Origin of the sequence: Fontibacillus forbon, from assembly GCF_046559655.1 — a bacterium.
Classification (GTDB): Bacteria; Bacillota; Bacilli; order Paenibacillales; family Paenibacillaceae; genus Fontibacillus.
In genome coordinates this window covers 1,293,596-1,312,632 of sequence record NZ_JBKGFV010000001.1, presented here as the reverse complement: position 1 = coordinate 1,312,632, position 19,037 = coordinate 1,293,596, and the positions used below count along the sequence as shown (strand labels likewise).

Annotated in this window: 16 protein-coding genes; 13 read left to right on the top strand and 3 right to left on the bottom strand. The window is 47.6% G+C overall.

Annotated features, from left to right (window positions below; all coding sequences use genetic code 11):
* Window positions 1-15 precede the first annotated feature (15 nt).
* The 12 genes from ACLB09_RS06060 (at window position 16) to ACLB09_RS06005 (ending at window position 14,159) form a co-directional block, all read left to right on the top strand.
* Window positions 16-996, top strand: a complete 981-nt coding sequence (locus ACLB09_RS06060) for an aldo/keto reductase (RefSeq protein WP_410768852.1) — start codon at window positions 16-18, stop codon at window positions 994-996.
* A gap of 161 nt (window positions 997-1,157) precedes the next feature.
* On the top strand, window positions 1,158-2,150 hold the full coding sequence (locus ACLB09_RS06055) for a phage baseplate protein (RefSeq protein ID WP_410768851.1): 993 nt from the start codon (window positions 1,158-1,160) through the stop codon (window positions 2,148-2,150).
* Window positions 2,151-2,531: 381 nt separating this feature from the next.
* Entirely contained in the window at window positions 2,532-2,804 is a 273-nt protein-coding gene (locus ACLB09_RS06050) for a hypothetical protein (protein WP_410768850.1), read from the top strand.
* Between the two features lie 105 nt (window positions 2,805-2,909).
* Complete coding sequence (locus tag ACLB09_RS06045) at window positions 2,910-3,314, top strand: hypothetical protein (protein WP_410768849.1); 405 nt, start codon at window positions 2,910-2,912, stop codon at window positions 3,312-3,314.
* 90 nt (window positions 3,315-3,404) lie between these two features.
* Complete coding sequence (locus ACLB09_RS06040) at window positions 3,405-4,304, top strand: hypothetical protein (protein ID WP_410768848.1); 900 nt, start codon at window positions 3,405-3,407, stop codon at window positions 4,302-4,304.
* 465 nt (window positions 4,305-4,769) lie between these two features.
* Entirely contained in the window at window positions 4,770-6,917 is a 2,148-nt protein-coding gene (locus ACLB09_RS06035) for a peptide ABC transporter substrate-binding protein (RefSeq protein ID WP_410768847.1), read from the top strand.
* A gap of 74 nt (window positions 6,918-6,991) precedes the next feature.
* Window positions 6,992-7,954, top strand: coding sequence for an ABC transporter permease (locus tag ACLB09_RS06030; protein ID WP_410768846.1), 963 nt, complete (start codon window positions 6,992-6,994; stop codon window positions 7,952-7,954).
* 38 nt (window positions 7,955-7,992) lie between these two features.
* Window positions 7,993-8,895 carry an ABC transporter permease gene (locus ACLB09_RS06025; protein WP_410768845.1) on the top strand — a complete coding sequence of 301 codons (903 nt, stop codon included), beginning with the start codon at window positions 7,993-7,995 and terminating at the stop codon, window positions 8,893-8,895.
* A 1-nt stretch (window position 8,896) separates the two neighbouring features.
* Window positions 8,897-9,883: an ABC transporter ATP-binding protein gene (locus ACLB09_RS06020; protein WP_410768844.1), complete on the top strand. Its 987-nt coding sequence runs from the start codon at window positions 8,897-8,899 to the stop codon at window positions 9,881-9,883.
* The gene (locus ACLB09_RS06015; RefSeq protein ID WP_410768842.1) at window positions 9,873-10,829 is read left to right on the top strand and encodes an ABC transporter ATP-binding protein; all 957 of its coding nucleotides are present in this window, start codon (window positions 9,873-9,875) and stop codon (window positions 10,827-10,829) included. Before ACLB09_RS06020 ends, ACLB09_RS06015 begins: the two co-directional genes overlap by 11 nt.
* A gap of 230 nt (window positions 10,830-11,059) precedes the next feature.
* Window positions 11,060-12,085: an ABC transporter substrate-binding protein gene (locus tag ACLB09_RS06010; RefSeq protein ID WP_410768841.1), complete on the top strand. Its 1,026-nt coding sequence runs from the start codon at window positions 11,060-11,062 to the stop codon at window positions 12,083-12,085.
* 10 nt (window positions 12,086-12,095) lie between these two features.
* Entirely contained in the window at window positions 12,096-14,159 is a 2,064-nt protein-coding gene (locus ACLB09_RS06005; RefSeq protein ID WP_410768840.1) for an iron ABC transporter permease, read from the top strand.
* Window positions 14,160-14,237: 78 nt separating this feature from the next.
* On the opposite strand, the gene ACLB09_RS06000 is transcribed toward ACLB09_RS06005, so the two are convergent.
* The gene (locus ACLB09_RS06000; RefSeq protein WP_410768839.1) at window positions 14,238-15,368 is read right to left on the bottom strand and encodes a glycosyltransferase family 61 protein; all 1,131 of its coding nucleotides are present in this window, start codon (window positions 15,366-15,368) and stop codon (window positions 14,238-14,240) included.
* Between the two features lie 416 nt (window positions 15,369-15,784).
* Here ACLB09_RS06000 and ACLB09_RS05995 point away from each other — a divergent pair, with 416 nt between their 5' ends.
* Complete coding sequence (locus ACLB09_RS05995) at window positions 15,785-16,699, top strand: tyrosine-type recombinase/integrase (RefSeq protein WP_410768838.1); 915 nt, start codon at window positions 15,785-15,787, stop codon at window positions 16,697-16,699.
* 16 nt (window positions 16,700-16,715) lie between these two features.
* Here the strand turns inward: ACLB09_RS05995 and ACLB09_RS05990 are convergent, their stop codons facing one another.
* Both ACLB09_RS05990 and ACLB09_RS05985 read right to left on the bottom strand, forming a co-directional pair.
* Window positions 16,716-17,915: a Ger(x)C family spore germination protein gene (locus ACLB09_RS05990; RefSeq protein WP_410768837.1), complete on the bottom strand. Its 1,200-nt coding sequence runs from the start codon at window positions 17,913-17,915 to the stop codon at window positions 16,716-16,718.
* A complete protein-coding gene (locus ACLB09_RS05985) occupies window positions 17,912-19,021 on the bottom strand; it encodes a spore germination protein (RefSeq protein WP_410768836.1) in 1,110 nt (369 codons plus the stop codon). Before ACLB09_RS05985 ends, ACLB09_RS05990 begins: the two co-directional genes overlap by 4 nt.
* Between the last annotated feature and the right edge of the window lie 16 nt (window positions 19,022-19,037).

The following is a 19,037-nucleotide window of genomic DNA, read 5'->3' as shown; positions in this document are numbered from 1 at the left end:
GCGAGGAATTAAGTGATGGAGTATGTGAAACTTGGAAATACAGGTTTGGATGTGTCCCGGCTATGTCTTGGTTGCATGGGTTTTGGGGTAGCAGATCGGTGGGTGCATCCATGGGTGATTGATGAAGATAGCAGCCGTCCGATCCTAAAAAAAGCATTGGAGCTGGGCATTAATTTTTTTGATACGGCAAACGTCTATTCAGACGGAACGAGTGAAGAAATTGTGGGAAGAGCTTTAAAGGATTACGCCAACCGGGATGAAATCGTTCTCGCGACAAAGGTTCATTTCCGCATGCATCAAGGTCCGAATGGCGCCGGTCTTTCCCGGAAAGCCATCATGAGCGAAATCGATAAGAGCCTGAAGAGACTGGGAACGGATTACGTGGATCTGTATCAAATTCACCGATGGGATTACAATACTCCCATTGAAGAGACGATGGAAGCGCTGCATGATGTGGTAAAGGCAGGGAAAGCACGATACATCGGTGCATCCGCCATGTACGCATGGCAATTTTTAAAAGCGATCCATGTAGCTGAGAAGAATGGATGGACAAGATTTGTTTCAATGCAAAATCATCTTAATCTAATTTACCGTGAAGAAGAGAGGGAGATGCTGCCTCTTTGCAAAGAAGAGAAGATCGGCGTGATACCCTATAGCCCGCTTGCATCAGGAAGACTGACCCGAGATTGGGCGGAAACGACGTATCGCTCCGAAACGGACCAGGTCCAGAAATCGAAATACGACGCGACTGCAAATGCCGATCGGTTGATCGTAGAGCAGGTTGCGTCCATTGCAAAGAAGCGGGGCGTTCCCCGCGTTCAAATCGCACTGGCCTGGTTGCTCCAAAAACAACCGGTAACGGCTCCCATTATCGGTGCAACCAAAATATCGCACTTAGAAGATGCGGTAGCCGCGCTTTCGATTCATCTGACGCCTGAAGAAGTGGAGTCGTTGGAAGCGCCATATGTGCCTCATCCTGTTGTGGGCCCGCAGTAAACCCTCTACGACTGAACGCAAGAATATAAATAATGAAAAGCCGATTTCCTCTTTGGGAGATCGGCTTTTTTTATATTTTCGTGTATTATTTTGCGAAAACGGGTAAAGTTTCTATACTTAGCAATAATACCAGTAATAGTTTATTTAGGGAGGTATTCCTTATGTTTCAGGGTCAAGTATTGAGCCCAATTAATAGGCAATTCAAAATACTCTCGTCTGTAGTACTGGCTGTTCTAGTTATGGGTACATATGTAATGCCTGCATTTGCGGCAACTCCGGAGAAAACCGTAAACGCTTCTGCAAAACTCGCTTACAATCTCAAAGGACTGAATCACAACCTGGCTGTTCAGAAAGCATACATCGCCGATAAGTATCTTTACGTAACTCAGCGGTCCGCAGGAAAGGTTTATCTTTCTAGATTGCTTATTAACGGTAGCAACGCCACCTATATCGACGAAATGACCATCACCAATTCCGGTCATGGGCAAACCCTGGATATGTACACCTATAACGGTGAGAATTACTTTTATTTTAGCTCGAAAGCGGATCCTTCAACATTACAATTCTGGTCGCTGCAGGTAGCAAGACTTCAATATTCGCCAGGCGAGACAACGGATTATCGTGATACTCACAGGTTCACTTACATGAATTACGCAAATAAGACCGGCATTCGATTAGGGGAGACCTACCGTGTTGATGGCGGCGGCAACAGTACCCATACCATTTTCCGCGTACAAACTGCTGAAGGGACCGTAACCTGGTCCATTTATGACACAGCCGCATTGAATAAGCTTCTTGACGGCAATAAGCAGGTGAGAATGGACGGTGCTTCGGCGGTAAGCGCATGCGTTACCAGCTTTACGCAGTCGGGAAATGACATAATCAGACCGAACGGATCATTCCAGGGGGCCGATCTGCTCGGTAAAACGGAAATCTACACTTCAGGCGGCGCTGAAGGAGAAATACCGCAAATAGCCATGATGACGAATACTGGAACGTACCAAACCCTTGTTAAAATTACGAATGTGGGACCTCATGAAATCGAAGGCGTACAGACCAAAAACGGGAACGTTTATTTTAATATAGTTACAGACCCGGTTGATAAAAAAAATACGCAGAAAGTTTATTACCTTTCGGATAGCGTTTTTAAATAGGCGTCAATCTTCTGCCGAAACTTGCTGAGAAACTGGTTGCGCAGCTCTTTTTTGCTTTTTCCCATGGCATAATTCACATGGATATCAATGACGTTTTTTTGATGTGTCTTCAGAGATAGATATGGACACCGTTTTCGATCTCCGAAATTTCACTTAACGGCTCTACGATCACTGACTTTACCTCTTTGATGCGTTCCTCTTCATACAATACTTGTAAAACGGATTCAGGATTCCTCCTAATTATTCGCCTGCATGGATATAGCACTAATATATATAACCCATAATTTATAAAAGGCCTACCCAATTTCATGCCTTCATCCGCATTCATAGTCGTGTGATAGACTAATTCAGAAAGCTTTGTTGGAAGGGAGGATGAATGCTATGGTAAAAAGACGGCAAAAAAAGACCAGAACAAAAAGCGGATTCGCTCCATTCTGGTTGATTTTTTTAAAGTTCCTCGGCTTTATAATTTTAGCTGGCCTATTGCTGCTGTATTGGGATTCTGCCAGGCTCTCATCGATCATATCAAACGCGCGTCCGGTCACTCAGGTGACTCCAGATACGAACGGTATCATACGGCTCGTCGGTAGAGTCGATGCAGTAGCCGCTGTGACCGATGAGGGTAAGCTTCGGAATCGGTATGCATTGCTGTAAAAGGAAAAATTTCTATGGGAATGCAGCAAAAGCGGCTGCGATTACAAACGGACCGAAGAACGTCGCCCGATCGTTTCGGGAAGCTTCAACATAGATGGTGTTAACGTGCAGGCTGAATGGTTCCGTTTCTACTCGAACTGGCTTCCTCTGGATTTCAACACCGTGGAAGAGGAACAATTGGCTAATATTTATGAAGGAGGATCATCCCGGCCGCTATTGGTGGAAATCCCGAAAGAAACGGCATACGGCTACTATGCCGTGACGCCCGGGGAACAAGTCACAGTCATCGGCCGGGCTGTAAACGGTCGACTGAAGTCGTTCGACTTACCCGGCAAGGAAGAGCAAAGCATGATTTTGATCGGACCAAGCGTTGAGGTGATGTTGACGGAGGAAAGGAAAGCGCGGATCGGATATGCCATCGTCTCCGGAATTGCTCTTTTGTTTCTGCTTCCCACAATCGTAGGCTGGATCCGGAGAATAATTCGTAGAATTCAAGAACCGAAACTTTAATGCTCTCATAAAGGAATTATCTTCCGGTCCATTTTTCGATGGAATCTTGGTAAGGTAGAGGATAGCCATTTATGAGAGGTGATGAGTGTAATGATTAAGAAACGCTGTTTGTTCTGCGATCAGATTGTCCCTACAAATCAAGAAGGCGATTACGATAGATACTTAGGCTGTGCCTGTTCGCCTGGCGGATTTTATAGTATACGGAAAGACAGTTACGAACCTATCCATTCGTTCCCGCACCAAAAGAAACGGGAGCTATTTCATTTGATATCGGCATATATCCGGGAGCTTACAGATTGTGGTGAAAAGGTCACTCTAGCCATCGACGATTTGGAATCCATTGCAAATTCCCCGAAAATCCCTGTGACTGTGGACGATAAAGGAAATCGCTTGCTGCAATATATGCAGAGACATGTCAATGTCCCTGGGGAACCGATTATCATTCATCCACTTTCCGGCAACTATAATCTGACGTATTCTCCTAATCAGCAAGAATTGGTCTATATTATTGATATGCTAAGAGGCGAGGAGCTTCTAATCAGGGAGGGCATGTCCTTTCAGCTTACGGAAAAAGGATGGACACGTGCGACGGCAAGTTTAGGAGGACAAAAATTAAAGCCATGCTTCGTACTCGTTGCGGATGAAGAGATTATGCGCACGGAGTGGCAGGAAATGCTGTTGCCAAAAATCGAACAGTTAGGTTATCAGCCTCGCATGCTATCACATACGGAAACGGATTGCGGTGAAAAATATTCTTTAGAACTTATAGCGGACAGTAAACTGATTATCGCCGATTTAACCGGTCAATCCCCCGAGGTATATTTTGCGGCGGGATATGCGCTCGGTTTGAACATCCCGGTAATATGGACCGTGAACAGCCTTGATGCCGATATCCTTCATGTACAAATAAAAGATATCCGTCCGATAGTGTGGAATTCAACTGAAGAATTGGGAGTCATGCTTCAACAGAAGTTTAGTGTTTTAGAATAACCACAAGATATGACGCGGAAAACGAAGTCAATGGAATAACAGACGCCTTTCTATAAATGAGGGCGTCTGTTCGGCATGACTTCACATAATTTTACTAGTAGAAAGCTCTTTGTTATTTTCCGGACTGTGTAATTTATGGATATTATGCTAAATTAATTATTCTAAAATATCCGCTTTTGAATATCATGTTATAGATAACATAAATAATTTTCCTAACAAATCCACAAATCAACAATATACTCTATTGACATAAAATGTATCGGAAACTAAAATGAAAGCGATTACTTATTGTATTAGCTCAATATTTTACTTTTATAGGAAATTATTAGGTTTGATATACTACCTAACGATTTTCTGATTTTACTTGGAGGTGAACGAATATTGGTTACATAAAAATAACTTATATAATAACAAATTATAACTTGTTAGGTGAATAATCGATGAATAACGGGGGGCTGTTTGAGGATGAAAAGGAAGAAGGCAATTTTGGCTTTGATTCTGTCATGTGTTCTGTTATCCATGTCTGCTTGTAGTGGCAATTCCTCCAATAATGCTAATGCCAACAATGGGAACGAAGCGAATAAAAGCAACAATGCGACCAACACCACAAACAATTTAGGGCAGCAGTCGCCTAAGAACAAAAACACATCCGATCCTGAAATTAAGCCGGGAAGTACGGTAACCGTTTTCAATCCGAAGATGCCGACCTTGGATCCGACGCAATGGCAGGGACAAATTCTCGTAGGGCAAGGGACTTTGCTTGAAGGACTTTATGGATACAATCAAGACAATGAAATCGTACCGAAAATCGCGACTGGGTATACCGTCTCCGAGGATAAAAACACTTGGACGTTTACATTGAGAAAAGATGCCAAATGGTCTAATGGCGATCCGGTAACGGCGCATGATTTCTATTATTCTTATATGTACCAAATGGATCCGGCCAATACGACCGGGCAGCTATGGCTTAGCGTACTCAATTTCGTGAAGAACAGTTACGCATATCATGCCGGTGCTGTAAGTAAAGAAGAAGTTGGGTTGAAAGTTATCGATGACTATACGCTGGAAATCACAACGACATTGCCTCATGCGCTATTGGGAAGTCTGGTACTTGCCGGTTCGATGCCGATGAATCAAAAGAATGCCGAAGCGCATCCGGGCAAATGGTTTGAGCCGGAAAATTTCGTCGGTAACGGTCCTTACATGGTGAAATCGTTTATTCCTAACGGCGAACTTGTCATGGTAAGTAATCCTAATTATGTCGGTGTCGAGGGTCAACTCAATCACGGAAACGTCGAGACGATCCGCGTGCTTCCGGCGACCACGGTTCCGGTTCAAGACTACATGTCGGGTCAGGCGGATTTTGTTCTCGTTCAGACCGCTTCGGATTTACAATACGTGAAGACAACGGACCTAAAATCTCAGGTTTATTCGGCGCCGAACTATTCCATCAGATATTTGGCGTGGAGCAATCCGCTTACAGAATCCCCTTATGATAAAAAAGAAGTACGTCAGGCTATCGCCAAAGCGGTTCAGCGCGCTCCGATCGTAGATTCGGTATTGAACGGCATGGGAGGAGCAACGAACATATTTTCCACGCCGGGTTGGCCGACAGAAGAGCTGCTGAAGGGAATTGACGAAGACCTAGAAGGCGCCAAGCAGCTGTTGAAGGATGCCGGTTACGAGGGAGGCAAAGGCCTGCCGACACTAACGCTTTATTTTGGCGTAAAACAAGTCGACCCTCAGGGTGAGCAAATCGCCTTGGCGCTTGGTCAACTATTGCAGCAAAATTTGGGAATCACTACGGAAGTCACGGTGTTGAACGAAGCGCAATTTAATGCTTACCAGTACAGCGGACCGCAAGCCGATGCGAAACCAGGCTTTATCCTGTCATCCGGCGCTACGAACTGGAGCGAACCGGGAACCTTGGATATGGGGGCCACCCAACAACTATATTCCATAGGAACGTTGGACGCTCCGCTCGAGGCTACGCAAAAATTCGTAGACTGGAGCAAAGAGGTCTATTATAAACCTGCCATCGAACAATACGGCAATCCGGAAGATCCGAAAGCAGGCGTGGAATGGAGCGATTGGGCCGCTTTAGTAAAGTCGGCTGAAGAGAATATTGCCTTCCATGATAAGTGGGTTACCGAACAACCGGCAGAATGGCAGCCTTATTTGAAGCAAGAGGGAGTGCCGACGCTTACCGAGCAATGGGAACAAATCGTGAACGTATGGAAAAACGCCAAGACCAACGACGAGAAACATGCCGCTTTTGTAACGGCATGGACCTTCGTAGCGCCGAATGCGCCAGGGGGTAAACTCAATCCAAACGCCCTGGATGTTCTGGTTTATTATGACAAAATCACATCGGAATCGGAGAAATTACGGGATCAGAGAATGTGGCAAGCTCAATTCGTGAATGGCTTGACTGTCGAAGAATCCGCTCCGATTGCCGCCAAGCTTGTCAATACGCTGTTGGATGACGCTTATGACATCCCGCTGTTTTATCAAATGCAGTATTACCTTGTAAAACCGGGTATTACCGGGGCGCAGTCGAATCCTTGGGCCTGGGGTAACTTCTATAATCTTCACTTCCTGAATGTAGAATAATTATACTAACTTGAATAATTACCAGTCGCGGGCACCTATTCTGGTGCCCTCGAATTGGTAAAGGAGGCTCGATAATGGCCATATTGAAATTTATCTCGAAGCGCATCGTCCAAATCATTATCACCTTAATTTTGGTCATTTCGGTTAGCTATATCATGATGTATTTTTCGCCGGGCGGTTTTATGAATACCAGTACAATGGCAACGGCGCTGGCCCCATTGCAAGGTCAAAACCCTGTCCTTTATCAGGAAGTCATGGAACAATTCCAAAGTCGTTACGGACTGAATTTGCCTTTATATCAGCAGATTCTGAAGTATGTATGGCATGAATTAACTTTTGATTTCGGAAACTCGATGCAAAATCCGTCCTTGTCCATAGCATCGCAGCTGCAACGGACCTTACCGGTTAGCACCATCTTAGCCTTCGGATCTGTTCTTCTGTCTGTTGTCATCGGAGTTCCGCTAGGCATTATTGCCGCGCTTAAAAGGAATACCTGGGTCGATTATCTCGTCAGTACCGTCTCCTTGGCGGGTCAAGCGATTCCGGCGTTTGTGCTTGCGGTTATCTTGGTTTTGTTATTCGGCGTTGTTTTTCAAGGGATATTGCCGATAACCGGTTGGGGACATTGGAAGGAAGCGGTCTTGCCCATAATTTGTTTATCCGCCGCGAACATCGGCGTGGTTGCCAGGTATATGCGCGGAAGCTTGATTGAAACCCTGAGGTCCGATTACATTCGTACGGCAAAAGCTAAGGGAGTCAAATATTGGCCGATGATCATGAAACATGGAGTCAAAAACTCACTGACCGCGATGATCACCGTCATTGGACCGCAATTTGCTTTTACCGTAATGGGAACGATCTGGGTAGAACAAATTTTTGCAATTCCGGGGCTTGGACAGGTAATGCAAACGGCATTCACCAGCTTCGATTTCCCGCTTGCCATCACATCCGTGTTTCTGCTGGGATCCATGATTATGATCATGAATTTATTGGTCGACATCATATATGCCTTTATTGATCCGCGCATCAAATTATAATCAACAAAGCATTTATACGATCATAGGAGGGGGAGCAATTGGCAGGCACAGTTGCAAAAACTCATTCAGACGTTGTCCTAAAGAAAAAGAAAAATATTCGCAGATCACAGTTTTATCAAGGTTGGAAGCGCTTTAAAAATCATCGCCTTGCCGTTATTGGTCTGGTTTGGGTTGCTATTTTTTGCCTGGCCGGTATCATCGGGCCTTGGGTGGCCCCGCATGATTACCGCACGGGCGATTTTCTAGCCATTAATCAAGCACCTTCATGGAAGTATATTTTTGGTACGGATAATGTGGGGCATGACATGTTTAGCCAAATCCTGTACAGTATCCGCAGCGCACTGATTATCGCTTTGGGAGCAACGTTAGTCAGCTTTGTTATCGGCGTTATATTGGGATTATGGGCAGGCCTACGCGGTGGAATCGCGGACATGATTATTATGCGTGCCGTAGATTTCATGATGACGCTGCCGGGCTTTCTGTTTGCCTTGATCCTGGTTATTATGTTAGGCCGCGGTTATTTATCGCTGATATTGGCTATCGGGATACCGGGCTGGGCGGGTTATGCGAGATTGATCCGAAGTTTAGTGCTAAGTATGCGGGACAGCGAGATGGTGGAAGCAGCAAGAGCCTTAGGTGCTTCACAGGCGCATATTGCCAGACGTTATATGTTGCCGAATGTTATTGGCAGCATGGGAGTCGCGCTTGCTTTCGGCATTCCCGGCGATCTCGTTCAGATTGCCGGCTTAAGTATTTTTGGCATGGGGCTTCAGCCGCCGATTCCTTCATTCGGGAGCATGATTGCCCAAGCCAGCGAGAATATTCTCGGATTCCCATGGCTGTTATATTTCCCGGCGGGCATCTTTGCGATCACGTTGCTTTCCTTTCTTTTTGTAGCAGACGGTCTCCAGGAAGCATTCAGTCCGAAGGGGGGCAATTAACATGAGTGAACCGCTGCTTTCGATTGAGAACCTTCAGGTCAAGTTCTCCAGAAGCGAAGATGAAGTATATGCCGTAAACGACGTTAGTTTTTCAATTAATGAAAATGAAGCGCTTGGCATTGTCGGTGAAAGTGGTTCAGGCAAATCCGTCACATTAATGTCTTCGATCGGACTGCTGCGCGAAAACGGAAAAATTACGTCGGGCAAGGCCATCTTTCAAGGTAAAGATTTGCTCAAATTACGTCCAAAGCAGTTGGAAGACATTCGCGGGCGCGACATCGGCGTTGTGTTTCAAGATCCGATGACCAGTTTGAACCCGATTATGCGGATTGGGGATCAGATAATGGAAGCCATGCTGACGCATCAATACGCTAGTCGGAAAGAAGCTTTTGACCGCACAATTCAGCTTTTGCAGGAAATGGGGATTCCGGACCCGCACTCCCGGTTCAAGAGTTATCCTCATGAATTTTCCGGGGGAATGCGCCAGCGCATCATGATTGCAATTGCCTTGGCTTGTGAACCCCAGTTATTGATTGCCGACGAACCGACGACGGCACTTGACGTGACTGTCCAAATGCAAATCCTCGCACTTCTGCAGGAGCTGCGCAGAAAGCGCGGGATGAGCGTGGTCATGGTGACGCACGACTTTGGTTTAGCCACCAACTTTTGCGACAAGATTATCGTGATGTACGGAGGCCAAATCATGGAGATGGCGAAGACGGATCAGTTCATTCGTGAGTCGACGCATCCGTATTCCATCGGGTTAAAACGCTCCATCATTGAAGTCGGTCACAAAGGCAAAGAGATTATGCCTATTCCAGGGACTGCAAAGACACTAACGGAAGCGCCGGCCGGTTGCCCCTTTGCCGAACGCTGCCCGTTTAAAAGAGAGCGTTGCCTTAGCGATGTGCCCGAACTGCGCACCTATGGGTTAGATCATTATATTGCCTGTCATTATGCAGAGGAGGTCGCTTCCTATGCAGTCTAATCCGCTTTTGCAAGTAGAAAATGTCTCGAAAACCTTCCGTGTCCAAGGTAAAAAGCTTCATGCCGTCGAGAATGTTTCTTTTACCCTGGAGGCGGGGAAAACGCTGGGAATCGTGGGTGAAAGCGGTTCTGGAAAATCAACGCTAGGGCGGATGGTCCTGCGCTTGTTGGAATCGGACAAGGGCAAGATCCTTTTTGATGGAATCGATCTATCTAATGTCAAGAAAAAGGAACTGCGCGCTTTGCGTCAGAATATGCAAATTATTTTTCAAGATCCCAGAGCGAGCTTGAACCCGAGAATGACGGTAGGCGATGCTATTGAAGACGCGATGGCGATTCATAAAATAGGAACGAAAGCGAGCCGGCGTGAACGTGTCATTGAACTGCTTGAGCGTGTCGGCTTACCATATGAAATACAATATGCCTACCCGCATGAGCTGTCCGGGGGACAATTGCAACGCGTGGGCATCGCCAGGGCATTGTCGCTTAATCCGAAGCTGATTATTTGCGATGAACCGGTATCCGCGCTTGATGTATCCATTCAGGTTCAGGTCATTCAATTACTGCGTGATCTGCAGGATGATTTTAATCTTACGTATATATTTATTTCGCACAATTTGGCGGTCGTCGAATATTTAAGTGACGAGATTGCCGTGCTCTATCTGGGAGAAGTGGTTGAGCAAGCGCCAGCGGATGTGTTGTTCCAAGCGCCGACCCATCCTTATACGCAAGTGTTGCTCAATTCTATTCTAAAGATTCCGGAAACGCCCGAGCAAAAACAAGAGATGCTGTCGATTCAAGGTGAGGTGCCTTCGCCGCTGAACCCGCCGAAAGGTTGCACGTTTCATCCGCGTTGTCCTTTTGCCATGGATCAATGCAAAACCGTTAAACCAGAGAAGAAACCAGTTTCCGAGGGCCATTATGTAACTTGTCATCTCGTAAAATAAATTCAAAATGAAGTTGTGTCAAAGAGCGGTCACTCTTAAATAGAGGGAACCGCTCTTTTTTTGATGAGTTTGATGGGAGATCAAAGTAGTTATATCAAAATTTTATTTAATCTTTGACTTTTCATGAATTTGCATATATGATTTCTAATATAATTGGAATGATAATCATTATCATTTATACGATAATAATTATTATTAAGAACTCATATCGAAATTCAGGGGGAAGAGAGATGCACAAAAGAATATGGAGTTTATTCCTGGTTGCCGCGATCGTACTGGTGGTGGCAGGATGTGGATCGAATCAAACGAACGGCCAAGGATCAAGCGGGAATGCCGATGCCGCCAATGAAGGTGCCGCAAATGCCGGCAATGAAGCAGCGGCCGGACCTATTGTCCTGAAAGACGCCAAAGGCGAGATTACGTTGGATAAGCCTGCGGAAAAAGTCGTCGTGCTGGAGTGGACCTATACCGAAGACATTATCGCACTTGGTATGCAGCCTGTGGGGAACGCCGATAACGAAAACTATGGCATCTATGTAACTTCCGAAGCTCCATTGGATGCAAACGTGACGGACGTCGGTACGCGCGACGAGCCGAATCTTGAGACGATTGCCGCGCTGCAGCCGGATTTGATTATCGGCGTTTCCGATAGTCATGATCCGATTTATGATCAATTAAAGGGCATAGCGCCGACGCTGCTGTTCGACCTGTATCCAAAGGAAGGTCAAGGCGATCAGTATACGATTATGGAGGATACCTTCAAAACGATTGCGGCAGCTGTAGGGAAAACGGCGGAAGGCGAAAAGGTTCTAGCCGATCTGGATGCTCATTATGCCGAAGCAAAGGAGAAGCTGGCCGCCGCCGGCAAGGACGGATTGAATTATGTGCTGACCCAGGCGTTTAGTTACCAGAATGCGGCGACGCTGCGCCTGTTCATGGATAACTCGCTTGCCGTACAAACGCTGGATCGGGTCGGTTTGAAGAACGACTGGAAGCCCACTAACTTTGAGGCTTACGGATTTACTTCTTCAACCGTTGAAGCATTGCCAGCCGTTCAGGATTCGAATCTGTTATATATCGTCCAAGAAGATGATAATGTCTTCTCCAGAGAACTCAAGGATAATGCGGTTTGGAACGGTCTTAATTTTGTCAAAGAGAACCGTACCTACGCTTTGGACAGCACGACCTGGGTCTTTGGCGGTCCGGTTTCCTCCAAAGTGATCGTGGATGAAGTTGTAAAAACATTGACGAAATGAGTGCTTGTTGATGAATGGAAAGAGTAGCGGCGATACAGCCTCAATCGGAATGACTTGGCGTCTAATCTTAATATTTGGGGGCGGCTTTGCCGCCCTTTTCGTTCTTTTTACTGTGAGCCTCGGATTTGGAGAAGCCAACATCCCGGCGGCCACCGTGGTGGATGGACTTCTGCATCGCCGAGATGTAATGGAACACAATCTGCTTTGGGGAATTCGCATGCCGCGTACGGTGATCGGCATCCTGGCCGGGGCGGCTCTTGCCGCGGCCGGCGCCTTGTTGCAGACCATAACGAAGAACCCGCTCGCTGCCTCGGATACACTGGGCATCAACGCCGGAGCTTATTTTATGGTGGTCCTGGGCATGGTTGCCTTTCCGGTCGCACAGCAGCAGTTTCCGTTTTTGCTGGCGGTAGTAGGCGGACTTTTGGCTGCGCTTGTGGCTTATCTCTTAGGCGGAGGCCGGGCGTCCACGCCGGTCCGGCTGGCATTATCGGGTATGATCGTATCTATGGTGCTCGGAGCGTTTACTTCGGCCCTACATATTTTCAATCAAACCAAAACGCAAAATTTATTTCTTTGGGGCGCCGGTTCCCTGATTCAGCTGGATTGGGACGGCGTCGTGTTTGCCTGGCCGTTTGTCCTTGCACTGCTCGTGGCGGCGATATTACTGGGCAGACAGTTCGATATGCTGGAGCTTGATGAGTCGACCGCCCGCTCGCTCGGTCAGCGGGTGGGTCTTGCCCGGGCGGTGGGCCTCGGCATATCGGTCCTGCTGGCCGCGATTGTCGTCAGCGTCGTCGGCCCGATCGGCTTTGTCGGTCTGGTGGCGCCGCATCTTGTCCGGCTCAGCGGCATCCGCAAGCATCGCTTACTGATCCCCGCAAGCGCTTTGTGGGGCGCGCTGCTCATTACGGCCGCCGATACGCTGGCGCGCATGGTTCGGAGCAGTGTGGGGGAGATGCCGGTCGGGGCGGTCATGGCGGTCATTGGAGCGCCGTGGCTCATTTGGCTGGTGCTCACTAAGGTTAAAAATATATCCGGCTCGGGCGAAGGGCAGTCGTCCATGAGTATAGGAGGAGCCGCCGCCAAGCATATGCGGTTTGCTCCGCTGGCGTTATTAATGGCCGTGCTGCTCCTGGTTACCATTATTGTAAGCATGTCGTTCGGGGGAACGAGAATACCAGTCAGCGAACTGCTGGCCGGTATTACCGGCGGGGGAGAGCAAAAATATTCCGTTTTGATGAATATCCGGCTTCCGCGTACCCTTGTGGCTGCGGCAGCCGGGATCGCACTTGCCGTCGGCGGCGTATTGATTCAAAGCGCCGTGCGCAATCCGCTGGCGGACGCCTCGATTATCGGCGTGACTTCGGGTGCCGGGTTTTGCGCGATGATCGCCATGGTCATTTGGCCGGGACTAACGATCGTCGCAGTGCCGTTCGCGGCCATCGCGGGCGGGATTATCGCGGCCGCCTTCGTATTTTTCCTGGCCTGGCGCAAAGCTTTGAATCCTTCCGTGCTCATTCTGCTCGGAATCGCCATCTCGGCTATCGGTTCTGCCGGGATCCAGGTCATGATCGTCAAAGCAAGTCTTTGGAGCAACAGTTCCTATATTTGGCTGACCGGCTCGACCTACGGCCGGAGTTGGAACCAGCTTTATACCCTGCTTCTTTTTCTGCTTGTGCTTCTGCCGCTGGCTTATTATTTGGGACGAAAATTCGATCTGCTGGCGTTTGGCGACGAGAGCTCGACCGGTTTCGGGTTGGAGGTCCGGGGCACGCGATTGTTCGCGATGATTCTCGGCGTTCTGCTTGCGGCGGGAGCCGTAGCCTGCGTAGGAACGATCGGATTTCTTGGACTGATGGCGCCGCATGCGGTGCGGATGATGATCGGACATCACACGCGGCGGTCGATCATTTTGTCGGGACTGCTCGGCGGATTGCTGCTTGTCCTGGCCGATACGGTCGGAAGAACCGTGATGGCGCCTACGGAGATCCCGTCAGGTCTGTTCATCACGCTGATCGGAGCTCCATACTTCTTGTTCCTGATGTACCGCTCGCTGGAAAAAAAAGGGTAGAGGGATTTGAAATGTAAATCAGAGATCAAAATGATAGAAACAACCGTTTCGCTGATCGCGAAACGGTTGTTTTTTTCTTCAAAGCTCCGCCAACTGCAGCGTACGCTTCAGGCGCTCCGTATCCACGTATATATCCTCAAGGCCTTTAAAACGAATGGCGGGATCAGGACATCCCCTTCCGTAAAGCATGTAATAATCCAATGCATTATGGTTGCTGATCATCCAGTACGTCGGAACAATATGCTCGTTATGAAACAGCTCGATGATCCGGGTTCCCGGAGAGCAAAAAGCAAGATTGGCCAGTCCGGCACCGTGCGGTCCCACAATCGCCTTGGCCGCGGCGAACAGTTGGATTTGCTCGGCAACTGTATATTCCTCAAGGCAAACCGATGCAAAGCCGTACTCTTCCAGACAGCGGATCACCTGATCTTCATTGACTATTCGCCGCGTGTCGGCTTTGCTGCGCGAAATATAAATACGCTCGGGGACGGTAAGCCCCGTATCTCTAAACGGTAGCATTAATCTTCGCAGTGTCTGCGTGGCCCAAGGAGGATAATGGGAATTCATCATCAAGGACGGGACGACCAACCGCTTGGGCCGGATGTACAACTCGGGGCTTGCCCGAATGACCATGTCGCCGGATATGCCCAACATCGACCAGGTTTGCTCCACGAAAGGTCCGTAAGGATTCGGATTCATAATGATAGCGGAATAAGGAACCGGGCTCGCCTGAAGCATCGCGAATCTGGGGAGAACATCATACAGCCAGTGAAAATAATTATAGCTTCCGCAAAACGTTAAAACGGCCGCCGTCCCGTTCAAATCCTGAAGCTCCGGCTCGTTCCAACGGTGAAACACCGGATGTTCTTCAGCTTCCAGCATTCTGTATTGCTTAGCGTCATATTCCTGCGACAGATCAAAGATTAGCTTTCTCTCAGACGACAATATCGCACCTGAAGAGCCCCATACCTTACCGCCCGGAATGATCGCCAAATATCCACCGAACGTTCGCAGACGGTAAGGCGTCAGATCGGGGTGGAGGTACGTTTCAATACTTTTGGGCGCCGCAAACTCCGCTACCCCGCCGAAATCAAACGGAATTACTTCCCCGTATTCACCATGCGTTCCTTCCCGTTCCGCTGACAGATCCCATTCGGAAATGTCACGATAATAATCTTTAGGTGGATGTCCGTTTGCCAATAAAATCATCGCTTCACCTCTTGCGCCAGAAAGTGCTCAAACCGCCATTACGCTATTCTATGAAATGAAAAGCCCGAGGACACGATTTCTGAAGAAAAGGGTGAATGAACAGAGGCAGGGCATATGAAGCGAAACTCTTATTTGTTGACGTAATTCACGGGGGTAATCCCGTGGGGATAAAATACAGAAGCTGCAGCCGCAGCGTCGATGAGCATGTAAGATCCTTAAAACCTTTCAATAAACAGTAAATCTGTTTATCGAAAGGTTTTTTATTTCTGCAAATTAGGTGCTATAATAAGTACGCCAAACACGTATTTTGCGCACTTTCGGTTCAGATCGATTTGTTCCGATGAGAATGGATAAGTGCCTGTTATTATTAGCATACATATAAAGGTATTTAAGATAATATTTAACGGGGGATTCCATTGAGAAATAAATATGACATCGAAGAAGCCTATTCAGAACCCATTCAAGCCTTTACGATTTGGATGAAACAGTCGGGTTATACCGAGACCACGAGAAAAGAATACATGAGAGAGGTTTATGATTATTTATCCTCCCTGGATGATTTGCCCGTGCAACAGGCTGGTAAATTGAATGTCGTCAGCTTTCTGGTGTCCAAACAAGAATCGGCCGGCGATAGAACGAGGAACCGGACGCTTTCGGCAATCCGGTCGTTTTATGCGTCATTGATCGATTTTGAGCTTGCCACAAGAAACCCTGCCTTAGAGGTTAAGAAATCAAAGACCGAGAAAAATAAAATTCCGGTCTATTTGGAGGAAACGGAGCTAAAACAAGTACTTACCTATGTGGAGGGCCGGTTTCGAAATAGAAATTTAGCCGTTTTTCTATTAATGGGGTATTGCGGCTTGCGCGTTGGTGAAGTACACCGAATGAATATTACACATTTTAAAAAAGAAAAGGGAACGCTCGAAGTGTTAGGCAAAGGCCGGAAATGGAATGAGATTCCACTTCCTGAATTAGTCGTTGATTATCTGGCCAAAGTGACTGAGGAACGCATTCAGCCTTATAGTTCGAAAGAAGAAGCGTTTTTTGTGTCTCAGAAAGGGAGAAGATTATCGATCCGTCAGATTCAAAAGATTGCGGCGCAAGTCTTTAAAGCTTTTAAGCAGGATCATCCCCATATGACCGATATGAAATTATCCTGCCATAAGCTGCGGCACTCCTTTGCCACGCTGTTGTTGAATAACAACGTCGACATCCGTGTCGTCAAAGAGTTGCTGGGCCATGCTTCGATCGAAACGACAATGATCTATACGCATATCAATGACGAGCAGAAGCGCAGCGCCATGACAACGATCGAGGTGCCGAAGGTTTGAGTTGCTGATTAGATGGTCAGTCCGTGGAGGATCCGAAGTCCGTTATTTTCATGTCTACTTCATAAGTAATCGGAATGCTGCTGAAGGTTTCATCCCAATCCTCCTTGACCCGGTTCCAAACTTTTGGGTATTTGATGCGAAGTTGCTCGTTGAAGCCTCCGACGTCCACGCGATATACTTGCTGCATTTTGTGCAGTACCTGTTGGATCTGTTTGCGGGCTTGTTTTTCAAATTGTACTTCCAACTTGTGCATGTACTTTTCGGTAGAAGGAATTTCCGGAAAACTCCAATCCTCGATTAAACGCCCTTCGGAGGAAACTTTGATATGAAACGATATGTCGTTACCTTCGACCTTGGGGATGATCTTGCTTTTGGAATTTTTCGGCTCATATGTAATCGTATATCCTTCTGTTGCGTAGGTCTTGATCGCCCCGCCTTTGACGTCGGCCGAAAACCACGATAACCCTTCCAGATCGTACTGGCTCAGTTCACCGATCCACTTTTTGGTGCTGCCTTTAAAAATACCGGCTCCCGAAAATTTGTGCTCGCTTTCCGCAGTCACTACATTTTGCAGTAAAAAGCTGGAGCCGGACTGCATCGCACTGTCCAGTTTGATCAGTGTCACTGGAGGAATGATTTTACTGGACCTGTACCTATTATCAACAAGTCCGGCGAGATATAAGGCGGGAATTTCACCAGGCTCGTTCGAGCTTAGTGCCTCGCTGGCGTTCCGATGGCTAACCAACACAAGGCAACTGGGCCGGATATCATTATCTCGCAGAATAAAATCGAAAATCTGTTCGAGGCTGTACCGCTTGGCCAATTCGGAGGAAACGACAATCACTTTGAGATGATGTCCAATCAGCGGACGGTCTCTTCGCAGCGCGAACTGCCGGAAAATTTGGATGATGGAATCTCCCGTCAGTTTTTCATTCTGATAAGGCTGGCCAGGAATCGACGAACCGCCGCCTTGCTTCTGGCCTTTGCCCGTGATCGGGGGGGCGATTTGAACCGTTGCTGTCAGTATTTTTTTCTTCGGATACGTCGACCCTTGATTTTCGATATCCCGCTCGAATTTTGACTCCTCGGCTACATCCAGCCCAAGTCCAATATAAACGCTGACATCTTCAATTTCATTGCTGCTCCAGCAGCCGGTATTCAACACCAGCAACACGGCAACGGCCATCCGCACCAAGAAGTGGAGGTATCGCTTCAATTCGGTTTCACTCCTTTCTTGCGGAGGATACTAATGAACAGCAAGATCAGCGGTACGCCTCCGAACAAATAGACGGAGACATTGCCGAACATATCACCGAGTTTGAATGCCTGATTAATGTCTTTAGGAATCATGGCGATCAAGTAGATGACAGGGAGCATGGCGAACAGGAAAGGCCGGATATTTTTTTTGAACATTTGCGACCAGCCTAGAGCGGCTGCATAATGCGTAACCGTAAACGTCGAGAAAATCTGCATGATCCAAATCACCAGCAGCAGGGATTCGAAGCGTTCGAAGATGAGTCCTTGCACCTCGAAACTTCTCATCAGGTCCAGGGTAGGCCAGGTTCTCTTTTCCAGTCCATTGATGGACATGCCTCCGATGACCATAAAGACGGTGATCAAATAAATGACGACAGGCACCGCAACTCCGGCCACCATGGCTTTATTGGCTTTACCGGGATTCTTCATATAAGCCAAAGCGACGAGCATGATTTCATAACCCGTAAAGGACAACAGCGAAGGCTTGATTCCTTTCAGTACCGGCATGATGCCCGATCCCAGTACCGGCCTTAAATTATCGATGTCGAATATACGGCTGCTGAGCAGGATTGCTATCAGGAAAAACACAAGCGTTATCGGCAAAATGATTTCGTAAAGACGGGCGATGCAGTTGATGCCGCCCAAAATCAAATACAGACCGATCCACATGAACGTCATCACGATGGCCCAGGCAGGCGTGCCTTCCAACAGATAAAAACCGGTCACTTCCGCCATAATCCGGATTTCAAAGGCGGAAATCGCCAGAAAATAACTGATGATCACTAAACTTATGATGAACGCGATTCCTCTTCCCGTTATCTCGGGCAAGAATTGGAACAAAGTCCGCCCTTGAAATCGGCTGCACAGCTTCACGATGATCCAACCGGATGCCAAAATGATTATCCCGGAAATAAGGATGGATATCCAAACATCAGGTGTCTTGGCTGCTTCCACCATCGTTCTGGGAAGGGTAAGGATTCCGGCACCCAGCATATAGTTAATGATCATGACGGCAGTCTGCGAAGTGGTGATCTGGTCTTTTTGGCTATTGTTCGTGCCGCTCATGTTTCCCGACCTCTTT

Bases quoted from the DNA above. Each gene is read 5' to 3' on its own strand.
- ACLB09_RS06040 (WP_410768848.1), top strand. From the start codon at position 3,405: ATGATTAAGAAACGCTGTTTGTTCTGCGATCAGATTGTCCCTACAAAT.
- ACLB09_RS06060 (WP_410768852.1), top strand. From the start codon at position 16: ATGGAGTATGTGAAACTTGGAAATACAGGTTTGGATGTGTCCCGGCTA.
- ACLB09_RS06055 (WP_410768851.1), top strand. From the start codon at position 1,158: ATGTTTCAGGGTCAAGTATTGAGCCCAATTAATAGGCAATTCAAAATA.
- ACLB09_RS06005 (WP_410768840.1), top strand. From the start codon at position 12,096: ATGAATGGAAAGAGTAGCGGCGATACAGCCTCAATCGGAATGACTTGG.
- ACLB09_RS05985 (WP_410768836.1), bottom strand. From the start codon at position 19,021: ATGAGCGGCACGAACAATAGCCAAAAAGACCAGATCACCACTTCGCAG.
- ACLB09_RS06010 (WP_410768841.1), top strand. From the start codon at position 11,060: ATGCACAAAAGAATATGGAGTTTATTCCTGGTTGCCGCGATCGTACTG.
- ACLB09_RS06000 (WP_410768839.1), bottom strand. From the start codon at position 15,368: ATGATTTTATTGGCAAACGGACATCCACCTAAAGATTATTATCGTGAC.
- ACLB09_RS06030 (WP_410768846.1), top strand. From the start codon at position 6,992: ATGGCCATATTGAAATTTATCTCGAAGCGCATCGTCCAAATCATTATC.
- ACLB09_RS06015 (WP_410768842.1), top strand. From the start codon at position 9,873: ATGCAGTCTAATCCGCTTTTGCAAGTAGAAAATGTCTCGAAAACCTTC.
- ACLB09_RS06050 (WP_410768850.1), top strand. From the start codon at position 2,532: ATGGTAAAAAGACGGCAAAAAAAGACCAGAACAAAAAGCGGATTCGCT.
- ACLB09_RS06020 (WP_410768844.1), top strand. From the start codon at position 8,897: ATGAGTGAACCGCTGCTTTCGATTGAGAACCTTCAGGTCAAGTTCTCC.
- ACLB09_RS06035 (WP_410768847.1), top strand. From the start codon at position 4,770: ATGAAAAGGAAGAAGGCAATTTTGGCTTTGATTCTGTCATGTGTTCTG.